The following is a 20312-nucleotide window of genomic DNA, read 5'->3' as shown; positions in this document are numbered from 1 at the left end:
ATGGTTTGCTGGTTTGATGGAAAAATCGCCACGGGAAATTGTGCTGATTTGTTTCCGTGTTACCCGGATTTTCCCTGTCGGGTGTGGGGGCGGTAACACTCACCCCCCATTGGCCCTGTTGCTGCGCACCGTTACCGGGCAGCGCGTGCCCTGGCCACACGCGAACCGCTGGCGCGGCCCAGCACGGCACTGATGCGCTGGCCGGCGTCGATCAGCTTGTCCAGGTCGATGCCGGTCTCGATGCCCAGGCCCTGCAGCAGGTACAGCAGATCTTCACTGGCCACGTTGCCACTGGCGCCCTTGGCATACGGGCAGCCGCCCAGGCCGGCGACCGAACTGTCGAACACGTTGATTCCCTCCAGCAGGCTGGCGTACACGTTGGCCAGCGCCTGGCCGTAGGTATCGTGGAAGTGCCCGGCCAGCTCGGCACGCGGCACCTGCGCGCCGACCACTTCGAACAGGCGGCGGGTGGCGCCCGGGGTGCCGGTGCCGATGGTGTCGCCCAGCGACACCTCATAGCAGCCCATGTCGCGCAGCTCGCGGGCGATGGGGGCGACCTGCTCGGCATCTACCTGGCCTTGATAGGGGCAGCCCAGCACGCACGAGATATAGCCGCGTACCTTCACCCCGTGTTCGCGCGCCGCCTGCATGATGGGCGCGAAGCGCTGCAGGCTTTCGCTGATCGAGCAGTTGATGTTGCGCTGCGAAAACGCCTCGGACGCGGCGGCGAACACGGCCACCTCCTTGACGCCTGCGGCCAGTGCGTCTTCGAAACCGCGCAGGTTGGGGGCCAGCGCCGCATAGGTGATGCCGGGCTGCTGGCGGATGCTGGCGAACACGTCGGCCGAACCGGCCATCTGCGGTACCCACTTGGGCGAGACGAAGCTGCCCACCTCGATATAGGACACGCCGGCGTCGGTCAGGTCATCCACCAGGCGGACCTTGTCCGCCACGCTGATGGGTTGGGCTTCGTTCTGCAGGCCGTCGCGGGGGCCGACTTCGACCAGACGCACATGGGTAGGCAATGACATGGCTAGGGTTCCTGTGGGCCTCAATGGCCGTTTTTCTGATTGTTCAGGGTGGTGGCCAGCGCCTGCTGGCAGCGCTCCTCGGCGGTGTCGAGTTCCAGCTGCATCTGCTGGATGTCGAGCAGTTGCTGTTCGAGCTGGGCGCGGCGCTCGGCGATCTTCGCCAGCATGCTGTGCAGCTGTTTCTGATTGCCGCTGGTGGGGTCGTAGAGTTCGATCAGCTCGCGGCACTCGGCCAGCGAGAAACCGATGCGCTTGCCGCGCAGGATGAGCTTGAGGCTGACCTTGTCGCGGGCCGAATACACACGCTCCAGGCCACGACGTTCGGGGCTGAGCAAGCCCTGCTCCTCATAGAAGCGGATGGCCCGGGTGGTGATGTCGAGTTCGCGGGAAAGGTCGGAGATGCTGTAGGTCTGGCTGCTCATTGCATGGCTCGGGGAAGGGGGCATGCGGCTAAGCTACTGGCTGGTTGACGTATACGTCAAGCAGGCATTCGGGGATGGCTGTCGCGGGTCACGCCCGCTCCCACAGCTTCAGCGCAGGTCGGGTGGGAGCGGGCTCGACCCGCGATGGCTGCAACGCAGCCCGCACCTTATGCGCGTGCCTCCCGCTCGTCCTGCGCCACCACCGCCTGGCACAACTCGATCATCTGCTCGCGCATCCAGCGGTTGGCCGGGTCCTGGTCGGTGCTTTCATGCCAGTACAGGTGGGTTTCCAAAGGCGGCACGTCGCCCACCGGCAGGCTCACGTAGTTCAGTTGGTGGCGCCGCGCGAAGCGCTCCGGCACGGTCATCACCATGTCGGTCTGCTGCAGCACCTGCGAGGCCATCAGGTAATGCTGCGAGCGCAGCGCGATCTTGCGCTTGAGCCCCTGCTTGCCGAGCGCCAGGTCCACATACCCCAGGCCGTTGCGCCGGCTGGAGATCTGGATGTGGGTCAGGCTCAGGTAATCCTCCAGGCTGATGCTGTCCCTGGCCAGCGGGTGGCCCTGGCGCATCGCGCACACGAACGGGTCCTGCATCAGCTTGACGTGACGCACCTGCGGGTCGGTGTTCAGCGGTGCATCCACGGCAAAGTCCAGGCGTCCGGCGGCCAGCTCCTTGGTGGTCTCGCGGCGCTTGCACAGAAAGCTCTCGATCACCACGTTCGGCGCCAGCCGGCGCAGGCGCTGGAACAGCGATGGCAGCACCACCGCCTCGGTAAGGTCGGTCATGCTGATGCGGAAGGTCTTGTTGGCCTGCAAGGGGTTGAAGATGCGGCTCTCCTGCACCGACACCCGCAGCAGCGACAAGGCATTGCGCACCGGGCCGATGATGTTCTGGGCCATGGGCGTGGGCACCATGCCCTGGGCCGTGCGCACGAACAGCGGGTCGTTGAAGGTCTCGCGCAGCCGCGCCAGCGCATTGGACACCGCAGGCTGGGTGATGCCGACGATCTGCCCGGCACGGGTCAGGTTGGCTTCGGTGTAGATCGCATCGAAGACGATGAACAGGTTCAGATCGACCTTGCTGAGGTTCATGGATGCCGCTCTTGTTGGAGTTATGGCCCGATCATATATCGGTTATGAATGTTTATACACGCCGAGAATAGGCTAGGTGGATTTTGCCCGGTGATCTAGCATCCAAGCCAGATCTCTTAAATCACTCGCCTTTCCCAGCAGGTACCGCTCATGGATTTCGCCTATTCACCCAAGGTCCAGGCACTGCGCGAACGCGTCACCGCGTTCATGGACGCCTATGTATATCCCGCCGAGGCGGTGTTCGAACGCCAGGTTGCCGAAGGTGATCGCTGGCAGCCGACCGCGATCATGGAAGAACTCAAGGACAAGGCCAAGGCCGAGGGCCTGTGGAACCTGTTCCTGCCCGAGTCGCAGCTGGGCGCCGGCCTGACCAACCTGGAGTACGCGCCGCTGGCCGAAATCATGGGCCGCTCGCTGCTGGGGCCGGAACCGTTCAACTGCTCGGCCCCGGACACCGGCAACATGGAGGTCCTGGTGCGCTACGGCAGCGAGGCGCAGAAGCGCCAGTGGCTGGAGCCGCTGCTGCGTGGTGAGATCCGTTCGGCGTTCGCCATGACCGAGCCCGACGTGGCCTCGTCCGATGCCACCAACATGGCCGCACGGGCGGTGCGCGACGGTGACGAGTGGGTGATCAACGGCCGCAAGTGGTGGACCTCCGGCGCTTGCGACCCGCGTTGCAAGATCATGATCTTCATGGGCCTGAGCAACCCGGACGGGCCGCGTCACCAGCAGCACTCGATGATCCTGGTGCCTACTGATGCACCGGGGGTGAAGATCGTTCGCCCGCTGCCGGTGTTCGGCTACGACGATGCGCCCCACGGCCACGCCGAGGTGCTGTTCGAGAACGTGCGCGTACCGTATGACAACGTGCTGCTGGGCGAAGGGCGCGGCTTCGAGATCGCCCAGGGCCGTCTCGGGCCGGGGCGCATCCATCACTGCATGCGTTCGATCGGCATGGCCGAGCGTGCCCTTGAGCTGATGTGCAAGCGTTCGGCCGAGCGCACCGCATTCGGCAAGCCGCTGGCGCGCCTGGGTGGCAACATCGACAAGATCGCCGACTCGCGCATGGAGATCGACATGGCCCGGCTGCTGACCCTCAAGGCGGCCTACATGATGGACACCGTCGGCAACAAGGTGGCCCGCAGCGAGATCGCGCAGATCAAGGTGGTGGCACCGAACGTGGCGCTGAAGGTGATCGACCGGGCCATCCAGATTCACGGCGGGGCAGGGGTCAGTGCCGACTTCCCGCTGGCCTACATGTACGCGATGCAACGCACCCTGCGCCTGGCCGACGGGCCGGATGAAGTGCACCGCGCGGCGATCGGCAAGTACGAGATCGGCAAGTACGTGCCCCGGGAGATGCTGCGCAGCGGGCACTGAGCCCGCGTCGATGCCCTCGCGGATCGCCTGCTGACCGGGTGGGGCGGGCATGATCCGCGAGGGTATTCGACACGCTGCCCGAGGCTACTCCACCCGTTTCACCTCCTTGGCCGCCGTTCGTGTCTTGAACAGCGACAGCAGCACGCCACCGGCCAGCAGCCCGAACGTCACGCACAGCGACAGCAGCGGCGGCACCTTGCCGATCAGGCCGTGGGCGAAGATCTTGCCGCCGATGAATATCAGCACCAGCGCCAGGGCGTACTTGAGGTAAACGAAGCGGTGCACCAGCGCCGCCAGGGCGAAGTACAGCGCACGCAGGCCCAGGATGGCGAAGATGTTGGAGGTGTACACGATGAAGGGGTCCTGGGTGATCGCCAGGATGGCCGGCACGCTGTCTACCGCGAACACCAGGTCGGCCAGCTCGATCAGCACCAGGGCCAGGAACAGCGGCGTGGCGTACAGCAGTGCCCTGGGCTGGCCAGCCGGTTTGAGGCGCACGAAGAAGCGCGCCCCATGCAGGTCATCGGTCACGCGCATGTGCCGGCGCACGAACCTGATCACCGGGTTGTGTGCCAGGTCCGGGTGCGTTTCGTGGCGGGTGAACAGCATCTTGAGGCCGGTAAACAGCAAGAATGCGCCGAACAGGTACAGTATCCAGTCGAATTCCTGCACCAGCGCACTGCCCAGGCCGATCATCAGGGCGCGCAGCACCACCACGCCCAGAATGCCCCAGAACAGCACGCGGTGCTGGTAGCGGCGCGGGATGCCGAAAAAGCCGAAGATCATCGCCATGACGAACACGTTGTCCATCGACAGCGACTGTTCCACCAGCAGCCCGGTGTAGAACTCCAGCGCGCTCTGTGCGCCCAGCTCCAGCCACACCCAGCCACCGAACAGCAGCCCCACGCTGAAGTAGGCCGAGTACAGCAGCAGGCTTTCGCGCATTTCGATGTCGTGCGGGCGACGGTGCAGCACGCCAAGGTCCAGGACCAGCAGAGCCACCACCAGGGTGATGAACACCAGCCACAGCCACACGGCCGTGCCCAGGAAGTGGTCGAAGAGAAATAACGGCAGAGCGCTCATGAGCCCCTCCTTGTCGTCGTAGTTGTATGAAAACAACTGTGACTCCGACATGGCGGCGATCAGCCGTCAGAGGGGCCCGGTGTCACTGAGCCAAAGCCTAGCTCGCCTCTGGAAAGGGTGAGGGGGGAGGCTGTTACAAATGGTTTCCCGGGTGGGTGGGTCAGTAGACCCAGACTTCCACGCGGCGATTGCGGATTCGGCCTTCTTCGGCGGCATTGGTCGCCACGGGCATCTGACCGCCGAGGCCCGTCACTTCGCGCAGGTTCACCCCTTCGCGCACCAGTTCGCGGCGTACCGCCATGGCCCGCAGGCGCGAGAGCAGGGCGGCGCGGTCGGGGTCGTCCTTGGCGTCGCCAAACCCCACCAGCACCACGCTGTGCTGCAGCTTCTGGTGTTCGCGCAGGTACTCCAGCACGCGCTGCACATCGCGCAGCGCCTTGTTGTCGAGGCTGGCGCTGCCTTCCTGAAAGCGGAAATTGACATTCAGGCGCCTGGCGTTGGCGATCAACTGGCGGTACTGCGCCGGCATGCCCGGCAAGGCCTGTACCTGGACCGGCCGCACCTGCTGTGCGACGAACCCGCTGCTGGCCACGATGGCCTGGCCCGCTGCGCTCTGGGCGAACTCCACCAGGGCACTGGCCAGCGGGTTGCGCTGGGCGGGCGGCAGGTACAGGTACAGTCGCCGCGACAGCGGGTAGTCTTCGCTGGCCACCAGGGCGGGGGTCGGCAGCATGGCCTGGGAGGTGCCGTCGACGATGGCCAGCACCTTGGCCCCGTGCACCGACGCCAGGCTGCTGAAACCGATGGCCTGGCGGTCGGCACTGACCTCGTCGGCCAACTGCTCGCCGGACTCGAAACGCCTGGCGTGGCTGGCCAGCGAATACTGCTGGGCGTCCAGCACCAGGGCCTTGAAGGTGTCGAAGGTGCCCGAGCGGTCATCGCGGGCGTAGAGGTGGATCGGCCCGCTACCGGCGCCCAGTTCATCCCAGGTGGTGATGCGGCCGGCGAAGATCTGCGCCAGTTGCGTGGTGCTCAGCTGGGGCAGCGGGTTGTCCGGGTGCACGATGACGGCCACGCCATCGAGGGCGATGACCTGTTCGGCGTCGGCACTTTTCAGGTCGCCCAGCGCGTGCAGCGCCTGCTGCTCGCTGTCGTTGATCGGGCGTGAGGTGGCCGCCAGGTCGGCGTCGCCGCTTTTGAGCGCAGCAAAGCCGGTGCTCGAGCCATGGGCGGCAATGCTCACGCGCAGTGTCTGGCCCTGTGGCGAAACCCCCTGCACCCACACCTCGTTGGGCCGTGCCCCGGGCAGGGTCTGGATCGACCCGGCGCCCTGGGCCTGCAGCAGGCCGCGTACCAGCGCGGGGCCGAGCACGCTGCCCACGGTATTGGAGCCTTGCAGGCGCAGGCTGGCCGGCTCGGCGCAGCACAGCGCCGGCAGCAGGCCAAGCAGCAGACAGAAAGATCGCAACATTGCCGGGGGTGCTCTGCACTCAAGATGGTGAGCGCAGATTAAGACAGATCGATGACAGTCCAATGACTGCCATCGAGCGCATGACTCAGTTCAGTTCCAGCCAGATCGGCGCATGGTCGGAGGGTTTCTCCATGGCACGCAACTCGTAGTCGACCCCGGCGGCTTTGATGCGCGGCAGCAGTGCCTGGGAGGTCAGGATCAGGTCGATGCGCAGCCCGCGCTTGGGCTCGTCCTCGAAGCCGCGGCTGCGGTAGTCGAACCAGCTGAAGCGGTCGGCCACTTCCGGGTGCAGATGGCGGAAGCTGTCGGTCAGGCCCCAGCTCTTCAGGCGCGCCATCCACTCGCGCTCTTCGGGCAGGAAGCTGCACTTGCCGGTCTTCAGCCAGCGCTTGGCATTGTCTGGGCCGATGCCGATGTCGCAGTCCTCGGGCGAGATGTTCACATCGCCCATCACCACCAGTGGCTGGTCGTTCTGGAATCGGGATTCGAGCAGGGCCTGCAGGTCTTCGTAGAAGCGCTGCTTGGCCGGGAACTTGGTGGGGTGGTCGCGGCTTTCGCCCTGGGGGAAGTAGCCGTTCATGATGGTGATGGGGTTGCCGTGCTCGTCGGCGAAGGTGCCCCAGATGAAACGCCGCTGCGCGTCCTCTTCATCGGTGCTGAAGCCCTTGACCAGGCTCAGCGGCGCCTGGCGCGACAGCAGGGCGACACCGTAGTGGCCCTTCTGCCCGTGAAAGTGCACGTGGTAGCCCAGCGCCTGCACCTCGGCCAGCGGGAACTGCTCGTCGGACACCTTGGTTTCCTGCAGGCCGATCACGTCCGGCTGGTGCTTTTCGATCAGCGCGGCCAGTTGATGGGGGCGGGCGCGCAGGCCATTGATGTTGAACGAGACGATCTTCATGGGGGGCGCAATCCTGAGCAAATCGGGAATGCTAGCCGATGGCGCCCGGCGTGTCAGCACGCGTGGCGTCCTGGCCTATAGTCAAAGGGAACGTTGGCCAGCGCGCACTACTCAGAAAGAGGCATTGAAGCCCACCAGGAGAGTCACCATGTCCGATACCCCTGCCGTACCGGCCGAAGTTCGTCAGCTCGACAGCGGCTACAGCCGTGAGGCGCGCTCGCTGCTGTACCAGGCCTACCGGCATGAGCCGACCTTTCGCTACCTGTTCGAGGCCGATCGCCCCGGCTACGACCATCGCGTGCGCGCCACGGTACGCGAGCTGGTGCGTCAGCATTTCTTCCAGGACCTGCCGGCGCTGGGCCTGCTGGTGCAGGACCGGCTGATCGGCATTGCCCTGATCGCCCCGCCGCAGCGGCGCCTGGGCATCACCGAGAGCTGGGCGTGGCGCCTGCGCATGCTGCTGAGCGCCGGCCTGCGCTGTACCCGGCGCTACCTGGACTACCAGGCCGCGGTCATGGCCTGTGTGCCGGGCGACGCGGTGCATGTGCTGCCGCTACTGGGCATTCACCCGCAGTTCCAGGGCCATCACTATGGCGAACAGTTGCTGCTGGCGCTGCATGACTGGTGCGCCGAGGACGAACAGTCCGAAGGGGTGGTACTGAATACCGGCAATGACCACTACCTCGAGTTCTACAAGCGACAGGGCTACCTGGAAATCGGTGAAATTGCTGTAGGACCAATCCGCGAGCATGTGTTTTTTCATCCCAATCCCCAGCGTTTGCGCCAGGCACAGGCCTGAAGGGGTGGTGTATCAGACCGTCGGCGAGCTGCGGGCAACCGCCAAGCTCTGGTAGCATCCGCGCCTATGACGTATTCAGGACGATTCACCTGCGGGTTGATTTTATGGGTTGCCAGCTGCGCGGTGTACGCACAGAGCGAGCTGGTAGTACGCATCAAGCCCGCCAACAACGAGCTCAAGGCCAACGTCGAAGGCTATATCGGCAGCCTTGGCACCCGCGATGAAGAAGCGCTGCTGCGCTTCAGCCGCGGCGCCGTGGAGCAGGCCAGAAAAGCTGCCCAGGCGCTGGGCTACTACCAGGCGCAGATCGACAGCCAGGTCAAACCTTCGCCCAAGGCCGACAAGGGCCCGCAACTGGTGCTCAGCATCGAGCCGGGCGAGCCGGTGCGCCTGCGCGAGGTGACCGTGCGCGTCGAGGGCCCGGCCAGCGAGATGACGGCCTTCCGGGTTCCTTCGAGCAAGGCGCTGCGGCCTGGGGCTGTGCTCAACCATGGCAACTACGAGGACGCCAAGCGGCTGATCCAGAACCAGTCCTCGCGCTACGGTTTCTTCAGCGGGCATTTCCTGCGCCAGCGCCTGGCGGTCGACCCGGCGGCGGGTGTGGCGGACATCGAACTGGTGTACGACAGCGGCCCGCGTTACCAGCTGGGCAAGGTCCGCTTCGAAGGCGACGCGCCGTTCGACGAGAGCCTGCTGCAACGCATGGTGCCCTTCAAGCAAGGCACCCCCTACGACTCCGAACTGATCGCCGAACTGAACAACGCGCTGCAATCGAGTGGCTACTTCGAAGGCGTGCGGGTCGACGCTGCGCCCACCGCCGCCGTGGCGCAGAGCATCCCGGTAGAGGTGCAACTGCAAACCCGCAAGCCCCGCACCATGGGCCTGGGCCTGGGCTTTTCGACCGACGTCGGGCCGCGCGGCAAGGCCAACTGGACCCGCCACTGGGTCAACCCGCAAGGCCACAGCTATGGCCTGGAAACCGAGCTTTCGGCGCCGCGCCAGAACGTCGGCCTGTGGTACGACATACCGCTCGACCCGCCGCTGACCGACAAGCTGCGCTTTGCCGGCGGCTACCAGAACGAAGAGATCGCCGGCACCGACAGCCTCAGCAAACTGCTCACCGTGGGCCCGGAATGGCACAGCAAGCTGCCCAGCGGCTGGCAGCGCGTGGTATCGCTCAAGTGGCAGCGCGAAGAGTACCGTCTGGGTGACGATTCGGGCTTGAGCACCCTGCTGATGCCGGGTGTGAGCTACAGCTACCTGCGCAGCGACAACCGCATCGACCCGCACAACGGCTACCGCTTGCAGTTCGACGCGCAGGTGGCCAAGGAAGGGCTGCTGTCCGACACCAACCTGCTGCATGGCAACGTGCTGCTCAAGGGCCTGACCACCGTCGCGCAGAACCACCGCTTCCTGGGCCGGGTGCAGTTCGGCGGCAGCGCCACCAACGGCTACAAGTCGGTGCCCCCCTCGCTGCGCTTCTTTGCCGGTGGCGACCAGAGCGTGCGTGGCTACGACTACCAGACCCTTTCACCCAAGAACGCCGATGGCGACCGTATCGGCGGGCGCTATCTGGTGGCCGCCAGTGCCGAGTACCAGTACTCGATCGCCGAGAAGTGGCGCCTGGCGACCTTCGTCGACCAGGGCAACTCGTTCAACAGCCTGGAGCTTCCCAGCCTCAAGACCGGCGTCGGCTTCGGTGTACGCTGGGTGTCGCCGGTCGGCCCGCTGCGGCTCGACCTGGCCAAGGCGCTGGACGATGACGGCGGCATACGTTTGCACTTTTCCATGGGGCCCGAGTTGTGAGCAAGGTGTTGAAACGCGGCGGGCTGGCCCTGCTGGCGCTGCTGGTCGTGCTGGTGCTGGCCGTGGGTATCCTGCTGGGTACCCAGGCCGGCAGCCGCTGGGCCTTGAGCCTGGTGCCGGGCTTGCAGCTGGACAATTTTCAAGGCCGCCTTGGCGGGCAATGGCAGGCCGATCGGCTGATCTGGCAGCAGGGCGAGGACCGGGTCGAAGTGCTTGCACCGGTGTTTGCCTGGTCGCCCGGCTGCCTGTTGCGCATGACCTTGTGCATCGACCAGCTGCGCGCCGGGCAGGTCAACCTGGACTTCGCCCCCAGCGAGGCAGCGCCCGACAGCGGGCCGCTGCAGTTGCCCAGCCTCCAGTTGCCAGTGGCGATCGAACTGGGCGAAGTACAGGTCGGCCAGTTGCATCTGGACGGCAGCGAGCAGTTGAGCCAGTTGCAACTGGCTGCACACTGGACCGCCCAGGGCCTGCAGATCGACAGCCTGAACCTGCAACGCGAAGACCTCAGCCTGAACCTCAGCGGCCTGCTGCAACCGGTGGGTGACTGGCCGTTGCAGCTGCAGGGTCAGGTGCAACTGCCGGCCATCGACGACCAGCCCTGGCAACTGGCGGTGCAGATAAAAGGCGACCTGCAGAAAAGCCTCGACCTGCAGGCCGACAGCAGCGGCTACCTGCAAGGGCGCCTGGCGGGTCAATTGCGGCCCCTGGCCGAGCACCTGCCGGCCCAGGTACGCCTGAGCGCCACCGGCTTCAAGCCATCGGCCGGATTGCCGGACACCCTGCAGTTCGAGCAGCTGGAACTCAGTGCCTATGGCGACCTGGAAAAAGGTTATCAACTGGTGGGCGCCGGCCGCCTGCCGGCCGAGCAGGGGCCGATCAGCCTGAGCCTGCGTGGCCGGGTGGATGCCAAGGGCGCCCAGATCGCCGCCCTGGACCTGAGCGCCGCCGCGCAGCAGCGTGTCACGCTCAGCGCCACTGCCGACTGGCAGAGCGGTCTGGTTGCCGATGCCAGCATCGACTGGCTGGACTTCCCGTGGCTGCGCCTGTACCCGCTGGACGAGGCTCCGCAGGTCACGCTGCGGCGCCTGAACGCCAAGGTCAACTACCGCGACGGCAACTACCAGGGCGATTTCAGTGGCGACCTGGACGGGCCGGCAGGTGCCTTCAAGGTCAGCAGCCCGTTCAAGGGCGACCTGGGCCAGGTCAGCCTGCCACAGCTGGCCCTTGAAGCCGGCCAGGGCAAGGTGGCCGGCAGCGTCGCCGTGCAGTTTGCCGAGGGCGTGGCGTGGGACGCGGCACTGGAATTGTCGGCGCTCAACCCGGCGTACTGGCTGGCCGAGCTGCCGGGCACCCTGGCGGGCCCGCTGCGCAGCAAGGGCGAACTCAAGGGCGACACGCTGCGCCTGAATGCCGATCTGGACCTCAAGGGGCGATTGCGCGGCCAGCCCGCCGTGCTGCAGGCCAAGGCCGACGGTGCAGGCGAGAACTGGACCCTGGGCACCTTGCTGATCCAGCTGGGGGACAACAAGATCAACGGCAGCGCCAGTGTGCAGCAACGCCTGGCCGGTCAGCTTGACCTCAACCTGCCGCGCCTGGGCCAGCTGTGGCCGCAACTGCAAGGCCAGCTCAAGGGCCGGCTCGATGTGGCCGGTACGCTCAAGGCGCCGCAGGGGCAACTGACCTTGCAGGGCCAGCAACTGGGCCAGGCCGAAAACCGCGTGCAACGCCTTGACCTGGACGCCCGGCTGGACAGCGCCCAGCGTGCCCTGATCGACCTGCAGGCCGGGTCGATCCGCCTGGGCGAAACCAACCTGGGCACCCTGACTGCCAAAGGCCAGGGCGACATTGGCAAGCAGCAATTGCAACTGGCCCTCGATGGGCCGCAGCTCAAGCTCGACCTGGGCCTGGACGGTCAGCTCGACAAGGGCAACTGGCGCGGACGCCTGGCCAGCGGCCAGGTGCAGGCGGGCGGGCAGGACTGGCAGCTGCAGGCACCGGCCAGGTTGCAGCGCCTGGCCAATGGGCAGGTGGATTTCGGCGCCCATTGCTGGCGCTCCGGGCAGGCCAGCCTGTGTGGTGAAGACCAGCGCCTGATGCCCGACCCGCGCCTGCGCTACCACCTCAAGCAGTTCCCGCTGCAAAGCCTGGCGCAGTGGTTGCCCAAGGACTTCGCCTGGCAGGGCATGCTCAATGCCGACATCAACCTCGACCTGCCGGCCAGCGGGCCCAAGGGGTCGATCGTGGTAGACGCCAGTGGCGGCACCTTGCGGGTGCGGGAAAAGGATCGATGGCTGGACTTCCCGTACCAGGCGCTGCGCCTGAACAGCACCCTGGGCCCGCGCCGCGTGGACACGCGCCTGGAGTTCGTGGGCGGGCGCCTGGGCGAGCTGACCCTGTCGGCGCGCATCGACCCACTGGCGCGCAACAAGCCGCTGAGCGGAGACTTCCGCCTGAGCGGGCTGGACCTGTCGGTGGGCCGGCCGTTCGCGCCGATGGTCGAGCGCCTGGCTGGTCAGCTCAACGGCAGCGGACAGATCACCGGTACGCTGCTGGCGCCCCAGGTCAACGGCAACCTGACGCTGAGCAATGGCGAAGTGTCGGGTGCCGAGTTGCCCATCAGCCTCAGCGACCTCAGCCTGCGGGCACAGATCGCAGGCGAGCAGGTGCAACTGGGCGGCGAGTGGAAGAGCGGCCCGGTCGGCCAGGGCCGCCTGAGTGGCCAGATCGGCTGGGCCCAGGGCCTGGCGGTGGAGTTGCAACTGCAGGGGCAGCGCCTGCCGGTCACCGTCGAACCCTACGCCAACCTGGAGGTGGCGCCGGACCTGAAGATCCACATGATCGGCGAAAAGCTCGCGGTCACCGGCAAGGTGCTGGTGCCCAAGGGCAAGATCACCGTGCGCGAACTGCCGCCTTCGACCGTCAAGGTGTCGGATGACACGGTCATCGTCGGCCACCAGACCGAGCAGGGCAAGGCGCCGATGGCCGTGGCCATGGACATCGACGTGGAGGTGGGGCAGGACAAGCTGGCATTCAGCGGCTTCGGCCTGACCGCCAACCTGCTGGGGCGCGTGCACATTGGCGACAACCTCGATACCCGTGGCGAGCTCAGCCTGGCCGATGGGCGCTACCGCGCCTATGGCCAGCGCCTGACCATCCGCCGTGCGCGGCTGCTGTTTGCCGGGCCGATCGACCAGCCCTACCTGGACATCGAGGCCATTCGCCAGACCGACGACGTGATTGCCGGCATCCGCCTCAGCGGCAGCGCCGAACAGCCCACCACCCAGGTGTTTTCCGAGCCGGCGATGAGCCAGGAGCAGGCCTTGTCGTACCTGGTGCTGGGGCGTCCCCTGGGCAATACCGGCGAAGACAACAACATGCTGGCGGAGGCGGCCCTGGGCCTGGGCCTGGCGGGCAGCGCGGGGATTACCGGCAGCCTGGCATCGAGCCTGGGCATCGAGGACTTCCAGCTCGACACCCAGGGCAGCGGTGACAACACCAGCGTGGTGGCCAGCGGCAAGCTGACCGAGCGCCTGAGCCTGCGCTACGGCGTAGGGGTGTTCGAGCCGGCCAACACCATCGCCTTGCGCTACCTGCTCAGCAAGAAGGTCTACCTGGAGGCTGCCAGCGGTATCGCCAGCTCGCTGGATATCTTCTACAAGCGCGACTTCTGATACGGCCCGTCAAGGGCTGCGCACACAACAACGCCAGGCGCGACCGCTCGCGCCTGGCGTTGTTGTGTGCAGGGTGTGTCTAGCGCGTGTGCGCTTCCTGGCGCCGGATGTTGCCGATCTGGCGCAGGCTCAACCCGTACTTGTCGGCCAGCACGCTGCGTGACTGGCCATTGGAGCTTTCCTGCTGGATCTGCTGGTTGCGCAGCTGGCGATTGAAGTGGTCGGCCTTGGGAATCTCCAGCGCCATGCCGGCGTAGCGCTTGATCAATGCATCCAGCGCTGCGGTTGGCAGGATCTCGGCCAGCGTGGTGCGCTCGCGGTGCTTGGGAATGTACTTGGGGCGGCCACCGTAGATGGTGGTCAGGCGGTAGGCATGCTCCAGCCCGATGCATTCGATGAGCATCTGCAGTGACTGGGGCAGTTGTTCGATGTCGATCTTGTTCAGGTCACACAGTTCCATGATGACTTCCTTGTTGGCGGTATGAGCGAAGGGGCCACTTCATCGGGTGCCGTCCGTGCCTGAGCATCCTTGCCAGGTGCGGCGCGCCCCACGTCGACAGCGTTGAACTGCCAAGTGGCCTGAAGGAATTCTCGGTCAACCGCCAAGGGGAGATCTAGGCAGCAAGCGGGTCAGGGGAGGTAGTCTTTCCGTACACATTGCGTGAGGAAGTCGGTGATCTGTTGTAGGAACCAGCGGCGTCAGGGAGGGCGTGGCCCCGTGTCTACGGCGAGCCTGCTCCAGCGCTGTGGTTCAGGTTGCTCAACCCTGAACGCAGGGCACGGGCACACCTGGCGGATGATTTCAGGTTGTCGCGTCGGGAAAAACCGGGAAACATCCTCCTGCGTGACGTGGCGTTGTATCATGGCCGCCGGCCGCAGTAGGGCCCTCAAACCCGTTGTCGTAAGGATTTTTCAATGACTCAAGCTCAACGCCTGAAATACTCGATCCTGGTTGCCCTGGTGGTGCTGGCAATCATGCTGGGCGGCTCGTACCTGCAGAACGCCGGCGTGATCAGCGAAAAGGTGTTCCAGTACATCGCCATCGGCGTAGCCGTATTGGCCGTGATCGTGAACGGCATCATGCGGCGCAAGGTCAAGTTCTGACCGCTTGCGAGGCTGCGGCCGGCGTCACCCGGCCGTTGGCCTAGCGTGAAACCGGCTGTTCCAGCACCGCGCGAGCCTCGGGGTTGAGGCTGTAGCACTTGTCGCTGCCCAGGCTGATCACACCTTCGACGCACAGGCGCTTGAGCACTTCGCGAACGCTCAGGAACGACAGCGGAATATCCAGCTGCTCGAGCTGGCTGTGCACCCCGCGCACCCCGATACTGCGCCCCTCTCTGGCGGCCGCGTGCAGCGCATCGATGACCTTCAGCCGGATCAGGCTGGTGCGCAGGCCGAATGCCTTGAGCAGTTCGCGGATATGTTCGTTGCCGGCGCGGTCCGGTTCAGCCGCTTCGGGCTTTTCCGGCAGCGGCGCGTGGGCTTTGCGTCTGAAACGCAGCGGTGTGATTGGCTGTTGCTGGTTGTACATGTGAAAACTCCCTTTCCCGAGCCTGTCCAGTTTGCGTGTGGTGCTCTCACTCTATAAGACGAACGAGCGCGGCAAATCTGCATCGGCAAGGCAAAAAATATTGCCTTTATGTAGAGAGAGACGAACGAGCGGCGCAAAAGCGGTAAATTTTCATGATGAAATTCGTCTAGTCAGGATGTTCGTTCACCCTGATGCTGCCGGAGTCCGCGTGTCTGCCAATCGCTCGATCCCCTCGTTCTGCCTGACGGCCCTGCTGGTTGCTCTGAGTTGTTCAGCCCACGCCCGCGAGGCGCCGCCGGGCGAGGCCCGGGCCGAGATCCGCCGCACCAGCTTCGGTGTGCCGCACATCGTGGCCCGCGATGAGCGTGGCCTGGGCTATGGCATCGGGTATGCCTACGCGCAGGACAACCTGTGCCTGCTGGCCAACGAAGTGGTGACCGTCAACGGTGAGCGCTCGCGGTTCTTCGGGCCGCAGGCGCTGACCCTGGAGCAGCGTGAAAACCTGGCCAGCGACGTGTTTTTCACCTGGCTGAACACGCCGGCGGCGGTGTCTGCGTACTGGCAGGCGCAACCGGCGCCGATCCGTTCATTGCTCGAAGGCTACGCGCTGGGCTACAACCGCGCGCTGGCCGAGCGCACTGCCCAGGGCCTGCCTGCCCAGTGCCAGCAGGCCGAGTGGCTGCGCCCCATCACCGCCCTGGACCTGGTCAAGCTGACCCGGCGCCTGCTGGTCGAGGGTGGGGCCGGGCAGTTCGTCGAAGCCGTGGCCGGTGCCGCGCCCCCCGGTGCAGCGGCGGGGTTGCCGGCTGCGGCCTTCAGTGTGGCCCAGGCGCGCCAGGCCAACTTTGCGCTTGAGCGCGGCAGCAACGCGGTGGCGATAGGGCACGAGCGTTCGGCCAATGGCCGTGGCCTGTTGCTGGCCAACCCGCATTTCCCGTGGGTGGGTGGCATGCGCTTCTACCAGATGCAGTTGAGCATCCCCGGCAAGCTGAACGTGATGGGCGCCGCGTTGCCCGGCCTGCCGCTGATCAACATCGGTTTCAACCGGCATCTGGCCTGGACGCACACCGTTGACACCTCCCGGCACTTCACCTTGCACCGCTTGCAACTGGACCCGAAAGACTCGACCCGCTACCTGCTCGACGGCGTGTCCACCCCCATGACCCGCCAGCCGGTGAGCGTGTCGGTCAAGGCTGAGGACGGCCAGCAGCAGGTGGTCACCCGCGAGCTGTACGGCACGATCTACGGCCCGCTGGTGCAGTGGCCCGGGCGGCTGGACTGGACCGGGCAGGTGGCCTTCAGCCTGCGTGATGCCAACCTGGGCAACACCCGCGTGCTGCAGCAGTGGTACAGCATGAACCAGGCCGACAGCCTGCAGGCCCTGCAGCAGTCGGTGCAGCGCCTGCAGGGCATACCCTGGGTCAACACCCTGGCGGTGGATGCCAGGGGGCAGGCGTTGTACCTGAACCAGTCGGTGGTGCCCTATGTGGATGCGCCGCTGCTGGCGCAGTGCAGCGACCCGGCGGCGGGCCTGGAACTGATCGTGCTCGACGGTTCGCGCAGCGCCTGCAACTGGAAGGTCGATGCGCGAGCGGCGCAGCCCGGTATCTTCCCCGCGCAACTGCAGCCAAGCCTGCTGCGTGGCGACTTCGTACAGCACTCCAACGATTCGGCCTGGATGGTCAACCCGGCGCAGCCGCTGCGCGGCTACTCGCCGATCATCAGCCGCGAAGACGTGCCCCTGGGCCCGCGCAGCCGCTTTGCCCTGCAGCGGTTGAACCGCCCCGGCAAGATCAGCGCGCAGGACCTGCACCACATGGTCATGGACGACAAGGTGTACCTGGCCGAGCTGGCGCTGCCCGACCTGCTGCAGTGGTGCAAGGGCGCGACGGCCGATCCGCAGCTCAAGGCCGTTTGCGACAGCCTGGCGGCGTGGGATGGCAAGGCCGGCCTGGCCAGTGGCATCGGCCTGGTGCACTTCCAGAACATCCTGCAGGCGTTGCAGGAGCACGGTGAGTTCTGGCGCGTGGCATTCGATCCGGCCGACCCCCAGCACACCCCACGCGGCCTTGCGCTGGAGCGTGCCGAGGTGGCCAGGGCCGTGCGTGCGGCGGCATTGGCGTCGCAGGCGCAGGTGGCCGAGGCCGGGCTGAGTGCGAATGTGCAGTGGGGGCAGATCCAGCAGGCGGGCGACGGCACGCCGATGCATGGCGGGCCGTCGAGCCTTGGGGTGTACAACGCCATGCAGAGCGTGCCGGGCGAGGGGGGCAAGCGCACCGTGATCAGCGGCACCAGTTACCTGCAGGTGGTCAGTTTCGATGACAAGGGGCCGCACGCGCAGGGGCTGCTGGCGTTTTCCCAGTCCAGCGAGGCGGGGTCGGTGCATGCCAGTGACCAGACCCGTGCGTTCTCGGCCGGGCACTGGCACACCATTCCATTCACCGAGGCGCAGATCAAGGCGGACCCGCAGTATCAGGTGCAGGTGATACGTGAGACGGATACTGCAGCTGTAGCCAGCAGCCCACGTTGAGCGTCGGCTGCATCGCGGGTCAAGCCCGCTCCCACCAGGATTGCGCACTACCTGTGGGAGCGGGCTTGACCCGCGATAGCGTGGCTACGTATTCAGATCCCGCAACAACAGCCCGTAGCCCAGCTCCACCTGTTCGGGAATCGGCAGGTACACCGTGTGCCCATCCCCCGGCGCCACCTCCAGCGGATTGCCCGCGCGATCCCGCAGCTGGTGCAGGTCGAAATGGTAGTTGCCCCGCGGCGTCATCAGCTCCAGGTGATCGCCCAGCCCGAAACGGTTCTTGACCTTGACCTCGGCCAGCCCGTCGACCCGTTCCCCGGTCAGCTCGCCCACGAATTGCTGGCGCTCGGACACCGAGTTGCCCCGCTCGTAGTTCTGGTACTCGTCGTGCACGTGGCGGCGCAAGAAGCCTTCGGTGTAGCCGCGTTGCGCCAATGACTCCAGGTCGAGCATCAGCGAACGGTCGAATTCACGCCCCGCCAGCGCATCGTCGATGGCCTGCCGGTACGCCTGGGTGGTGCGGGCACAGTAGAAGTGCGACTTGGTACGCCCCTCGATCTTCAGCGAGTGTACCCCCATGCGGGTCAGGCGCCCGACGTGCTGCACGGCACGCAGGTCCTTGGCGTTCATGATGTAGGTGCCGTGCTCGTCCTCGAATGCCGGCATGTCTTCGCCGGGCCGGTTGGCTTCCTGCAGCACGAACACCTGGTTGGTGGGGGCGCCGACGCCCAGGGTCGGCTGGACTTCGCGCACGATGTCACCCACCTCGTTTTCCTGGGCCGGGGTGGCGCTGTACTGCCAGCGGCAGGCGTTGGTGCAGCTGCCCTGGTTGGCATCGCGCCGGTTCAGGTAGCCCGACAGCAGGCAGCGCCCCGAATACGCCATGCACAGGGCGCCGTGCACGAACACTTCCAGCTCCATCGCCGGCACCTGCTGGCGGATCTCTTCGATTTCTTCCAGCGACAGCTCCCGGGACAGGATCACCCGGCTCAGGCCCTGGGATTGCCAGAACGCGACACTGGCCCAGTTCACCGTATTGGCCTGTACTGACAGGTGGATCGGCATGGCCGGGAAGTGCTGGCGCACCAGCATGATCAGCCCAGGGTCGGACATGATCAGCGCGTCCGGGCCCATGGCGATCACAGGTTCCAGGTCCTTGAGGAAGGTCTTGAGCTTGGCATTGTGCGGGGCGATGTTGACCACCACGTAGAACCGCTTGCCCTGGGCCTGGGCTTCCTGGATGCCCAGCGCCAGGTTGGCATGGTCGAATTCGTTGTTGCGCACACGCAGGCTGTAGCGCGGCTGGCCGGCGTAGACCGCATCGGCGCCATAGGCGAAGGCATAGCGCATGTTCTTCAGGGTGCCGGCAGGGGCGAGCAGTTCGGGTCGGGCGAGGTGGGTCATGGCAAGGTCGCGACAAAAGCGCGGATGCTACGCGCCTGCACCACCGATTTTATTGATCCACGGCAACGGCACTTTCTGCAGTGCGCCGCGCACTAATCATCAGAGCGCAAAGGAGCGGACATGAACGAATCGGTATTGCAGCAAAAAGCCCTGATGTGGTTGCTGGTCCTGGTGACCCTGGCCTTCATCTGGATTCTATTGCCCTACTACGGCGCGGTGTTCTGGGCGGTGATCCTGGGCATCGTGTTTGCGCCGTTGCAGCGCCGGTTGCTGTTGCGCCTGGGCTGGCGGCGCAACCTGGCAGCGGGCATCACGCTGCTGGTGTGCCTGCTGATCGCGATTCTGCCGGTGATCGTCATCAGCACGCTGCTGGTTCAGGAAGGCGCCACGCTGTACAAGAACATCGAGAGCGGCCAACTGGATATCGCCGGCTACATCGAGCGCTTCAAGGACATGCTGCCCGCTGTGGCCCAGCATGGCCTGGAACGCCTGGGTATGGGGGATCTGGAGGGCTTGCGCGACAAGATCGCCAAGGGCGCGATGCAGGGCAGCCAGTTCTTCGCCACCCAGGCGTTCAGCTTCGGGCAGGGCACGTTCGAGTTCCTGGTGAGCTTCGGCATCATGCTGTACCTGCTGTACTTCTTCCTGCGCGATGGCGCCGAGCTGGTGCGCAAGATCCGCACGGCGGTGCCCCTGGCCGAACACCAGAAGCGTCGCCTGCAACTGAAGTTCAATCGCGTGGTGCGTGCCACGGTCAAGGGCAACCTGCTGGTGGCGGTGACCCAGGGCGCGCTCGGCGGGTTCATCTTCTGGGTGCTGGATATCCCCAGTGCGCTGGTGTGGGCGGTGCTGATGGCGTTTCTGTCGCTGCTGCCGGCGGTGGGTGCCGGCATCGTGTGGGGCCCGGTGGCCGCGTACTTCCTGCTCAGTGGTTCGATCTGGCAGGGTGTGGTGCTTGCCGCCTTCGGGGTGTTCGTGATCGGCCTGGTGGACAACGTGCTGCGCCCGATCCTGGTGGGCAAGGACACCCGCATGCCCGACTACCTGATCCTGATCTCGACCCTGGGCGGGCTGGCGGTGTTCGGCCTCAACGGCTTCGTCATCGGGCCGTTGATCGCGGCGCTGTTCATGTCCAGCTGGGGGATTTTCGTGGCGACCAAGCCTCAGGTGCAACTGCCCTGAGGCGCCGCTG

The 20312-nt window shown here is 65.8% G+C and carries 16 protein-coding genes; 7 read left to right on the top strand and 9 right to left on the bottom strand.

Translation table 11 applies throughout. The features are described from left to right. Nucleotides 1-131: 131 nt before the first annotated feature. The 3 genes from LOY33_RS15960 to LOY33_RS15950 form a co-directional block, all read right to left on the bottom strand. Complete coding sequence (locus tag LOY33_RS15960; RefSeq protein WP_043860890.1) at nucleotides 132-1031, bottom strand: hydroxymethylglutaryl-CoA lyase; 900 nt, start codon at nucleotides 1029-1031, stop codon at nucleotides 132-134. Between the two features lie 20 nt (nucleotides 1032-1051). Continuing rightward, nucleotides 1052-1453 carry a MerR family DNA-binding transcriptional regulator gene (locus LOY33_RS15955; RefSeq protein WP_043860889.1) on the bottom strand — a complete coding sequence of 134 codons (402 nt, stop codon included), beginning with the start codon at nucleotides 1451-1453 and terminating at the stop codon, nucleotides 1052-1054. A gap of 167 nt (nucleotides 1454-1620) precedes the next feature. Further along, on the bottom strand, nucleotides 1621-2547 hold the full coding sequence (locus LOY33_RS15950; protein WP_043860888.1) for a LysR family transcriptional regulator: 927 nt from the start codon (nucleotides 2545-2547) through the stop codon (nucleotides 1621-1623). Between the two features lie 150 nt (nucleotides 2548-2697). Between LOY33_RS15950 and LOY33_RS15945 the strand changes: the two genes are divergently transcribed. Continuing rightward, complete coding sequence (locus LOY33_RS15945) at nucleotides 2698-3927, top strand: acyl-CoA dehydrogenase (protein WP_043860887.1); 1230 nt, start codon at nucleotides 2698-2700, stop codon at nucleotides 3925-3927. An 84-nt stretch (nucleotides 3928-4011) separates the two neighbouring features. Here the strand turns inward: LOY33_RS15945 and LOY33_RS15940 are convergent, their stop codons facing one another. The 3 genes from LOY33_RS15940 to xthA all read right to left on the bottom strand — a co-directional run bounded on the left by LOY33_RS15940 (nucleotide 4012) and on the right by xthA (nucleotide 7379). After that, nucleotides 4012-5010 (bottom strand): TerC family protein, encoded by a 999-nt coding sequence (locus tag LOY33_RS15940; RefSeq protein ID WP_258659375.1) that lies wholly within the window; start codon nucleotides 5008-5010, stop codon nucleotides 4012-4014. A gap of 160 nt (nucleotides 5011-5170) precedes the next feature. Continuing rightward, on the bottom strand, nucleotides 5171-6481 hold the full coding sequence (locus tag LOY33_RS15935) for a phosphate ABC transporter substrate-binding/OmpA family protein (protein WP_258659374.1): 1311 nt from the start codon (nucleotides 6479-6481) through the stop codon (nucleotides 5171-5173). An 85-nt stretch (nucleotides 6482-6566) separates the two neighbouring features. Beyond that, entirely contained in the window at nucleotides 6567-7379 is an 813-nt protein-coding gene (gene xthA / locus LOY33_RS15930) for an exodeoxyribonuclease III (protein WP_258659373.1), read from the bottom strand. A gap of 148 nt (nucleotides 7380-7527) precedes the next feature. Here xthA and LOY33_RS15925 point away from each other — a divergent pair, with 148 nt between their 5' ends. The 3 genes from LOY33_RS15925 (at nucleotide 7528) to LOY33_RS15915 (ending at nucleotide 13655) form a co-directional block, all read left to right on the top strand. Further along, nucleotides 7528-8178, top strand: a complete 651-nt coding sequence (locus tag LOY33_RS15925; protein WP_043860883.1) for an N-acetyltransferase — start codon at nucleotides 7528-7530, stop codon at nucleotides 8176-8178. A gap of 66 nt (nucleotides 8179-8244) precedes the next feature. Beyond that, a complete protein-coding gene (locus LOY33_RS15920; protein WP_258659372.1) occupies nucleotides 8245-9984 on the top strand; it encodes an autotransporter assembly complex family protein in 1740 nt (579 codons plus the stop codon). After that, nucleotides 9981-13655 (top strand): translocation/assembly module TamB domain-containing protein, encoded by a 3675-nt coding sequence (locus LOY33_RS15915; RefSeq protein ID WP_258659371.1) that lies wholly within the window; start codon nucleotides 9981-9983, stop codon nucleotides 13653-13655. The genes LOY33_RS15920 and LOY33_RS15915 overlap by 4 nt, the downstream gene beginning before the upstream one ends. A 79-nt stretch (nucleotides 13656-13734) precedes the next feature. Here LOY33_RS15915 and LOY33_RS15910 read toward each other — a convergent pair whose 3' ends face one another. Further along, nucleotides 13735-14115 carry a Mor transcription activator family protein gene (locus LOY33_RS15910; RefSeq protein ID WP_196933150.1) on the bottom strand — a complete coding sequence of 127 codons (381 nt, stop codon included), beginning with the start codon at nucleotides 14113-14115 and terminating at the stop codon, nucleotides 13735-13737. 455 nt (nucleotides 14116-14570) lie between these two features. Here LOY33_RS15910 and LOY33_RS15905 point away from each other — a divergent pair, with 455 nt between their 5' ends. Beyond that, nucleotides 14571-14759, top strand: coding sequence for a hypothetical protein (locus LOY33_RS15905; RefSeq protein WP_043860879.1), 189 nt, complete (start codon nucleotides 14571-14573; stop codon nucleotides 14757-14759). 40 nt (nucleotides 14760-14799) lie between these two features. Here the strand turns inward: LOY33_RS15905 and LOY33_RS15900 are convergent, their stop codons facing one another. Beyond that, nucleotides 14800-15186, bottom strand: a complete 387-nt coding sequence (locus tag LOY33_RS15900; protein ID WP_088515161.1) for a fe2+ zn2+ uptake regulation protein — start codon at nucleotides 15184-15186, stop codon at nucleotides 14800-14802. 208 nt (nucleotides 15187-15394) lie between these two features. Between LOY33_RS15900 and LOY33_RS15895 the strand changes: the two genes are divergently transcribed. Then, nucleotides 15395-17716, top strand: a complete 2322-nt coding sequence (locus LOY33_RS15895) for an acylase (RefSeq protein ID WP_309475758.1) — start codon at nucleotides 15395-15397, stop codon at nucleotides 17714-17716. 84 nt (nucleotides 17717-17800) lie between these two features. Here LOY33_RS15895 and yegQ read toward each other — a convergent pair whose 3' ends face one another. Beyond that, nucleotides 17801-19120 (bottom strand): tRNA 5-hydroxyuridine modification protein YegQ, encoded by a 1320-nt coding sequence (gene yegQ, locus LOY33_RS15890; RefSeq protein ID WP_116054807.1) that lies wholly within the window; start codon nucleotides 19118-19120, stop codon nucleotides 17801-17803. A 120-nt stretch (nucleotides 19121-19240) separates the two neighbouring features. Between yegQ and LOY33_RS15885 the strand changes: the two genes are divergently transcribed. Further along, complete coding sequence (locus tag LOY33_RS15885) at nucleotides 19241-20302, top strand: AI-2E family transporter (RefSeq protein WP_043860876.1); 1062 nt, start codon at nucleotides 19241-19243, stop codon at nucleotides 20300-20302. Nucleotides 20303-20312: the final 10 nt, after the last annotated feature.

This window comes from Pseudomonas sp. B21-036, from assembly GCF_024748925.1.
Classification (GTDB): domain Bacteria; phylum Pseudomonadota; class Gammaproteobacteria; order Pseudomonadales; family Pseudomonadaceae; genus Aquipseudomonas; species Aquipseudomonas palmensis.
The sequence above is the reverse complement of the archived record's forward strand: the minus strand, read 5'-3'. Positions and strand labels throughout refer to the sequence as shown.

Excerpts from the sequence above, each read along its gene's own strand:
- LOY33_RS15960 (WP_043860890.1), bottom strand. The coding sequence starts at position 1,031 with ATGTCATTGCCTACCCATGTGCGTCTGGTCGAAGTCGGCCCCCGCGAC.
- LOY33_RS15955 (WP_043860889.1), bottom strand. The coding sequence starts at position 1,453 with ATGAGCAGCCAGACCTACAGCATCTCCGACCTTTCCCGCGAACTCGAC.
- LOY33_RS15950 (WP_043860888.1), bottom strand. The coding sequence starts at position 2,547 with ATGAACCTCAGCAAGGTCGATCTGAACCTGTTCATCGTCTTCGATGCG.
- LOY33_RS15945 (WP_043860887.1), top strand. The coding sequence starts at position 2,698 with ATGGATTTCGCCTATTCACCCAAGGTCCAGGCACTGCGCGAACGCGTC.
- LOY33_RS15940 (WP_258659375.1), bottom strand. The coding sequence starts at position 5,010 with ATGAGCGCTCTGCCGTTATTTCTCTTCGACCACTTCCTGGGCACGGCC.
- LOY33_RS15935 (WP_258659374.1), bottom strand. The coding sequence starts at position 6,481 with ATGTTGCGATCTTTCTGTCTGCTGCTTGGCCTGCTGCCGGCGCTGTGC.
- xthA (WP_258659373.1), bottom strand. The coding sequence starts at position 7,379 with ATGAAGATCGTCTCGTTCAACATCAATGGCCTGCGCGCCCGCCCCCAT.
- LOY33_RS15925 (WP_043860883.1), top strand. The coding sequence starts at position 7,528 with ATGTCCGATACCCCTGCCGTACCGGCCGAAGTTCGTCAGCTCGACAGC.
- LOY33_RS15920 (WP_258659372.1), top strand. The coding sequence starts at position 8,245 with ATGACGTATTCAGGACGATTCACCTGCGGGTTGATTTTATGGGTTGCC.
- LOY33_RS15910 (WP_196933150.1), bottom strand. The coding sequence starts at position 14,115 with ATGGAACTGTGTGACCTGAACAAGATCGACATCGAACAACTGCCCCAG.
- LOY33_RS15905 (WP_043860879.1), top strand. The coding sequence starts at position 14,571 with ATGACTCAAGCTCAACGCCTGAAATACTCGATCCTGGTTGCCCTGGTG.
- LOY33_RS15900 (WP_088515161.1), bottom strand. The coding sequence starts at position 15,186 with ATGTACAACCAGCAACAGCCAATCACACCGCTGCGTTTCAGACGCAAA.
- yegQ (WP_116054807.1), bottom strand. The coding sequence starts at position 19,120 with ATGACCCACCTCGCCCGACCCGAACTGCTCGCCCCTGCCGGCACCCTG.
- LOY33_RS15885 (WP_043860876.1), top strand. The coding sequence starts at position 19,241 with ATGAACGAATCGGTATTGCAGCAAAAAGCCCTGATGTGGTTGCTGGTC.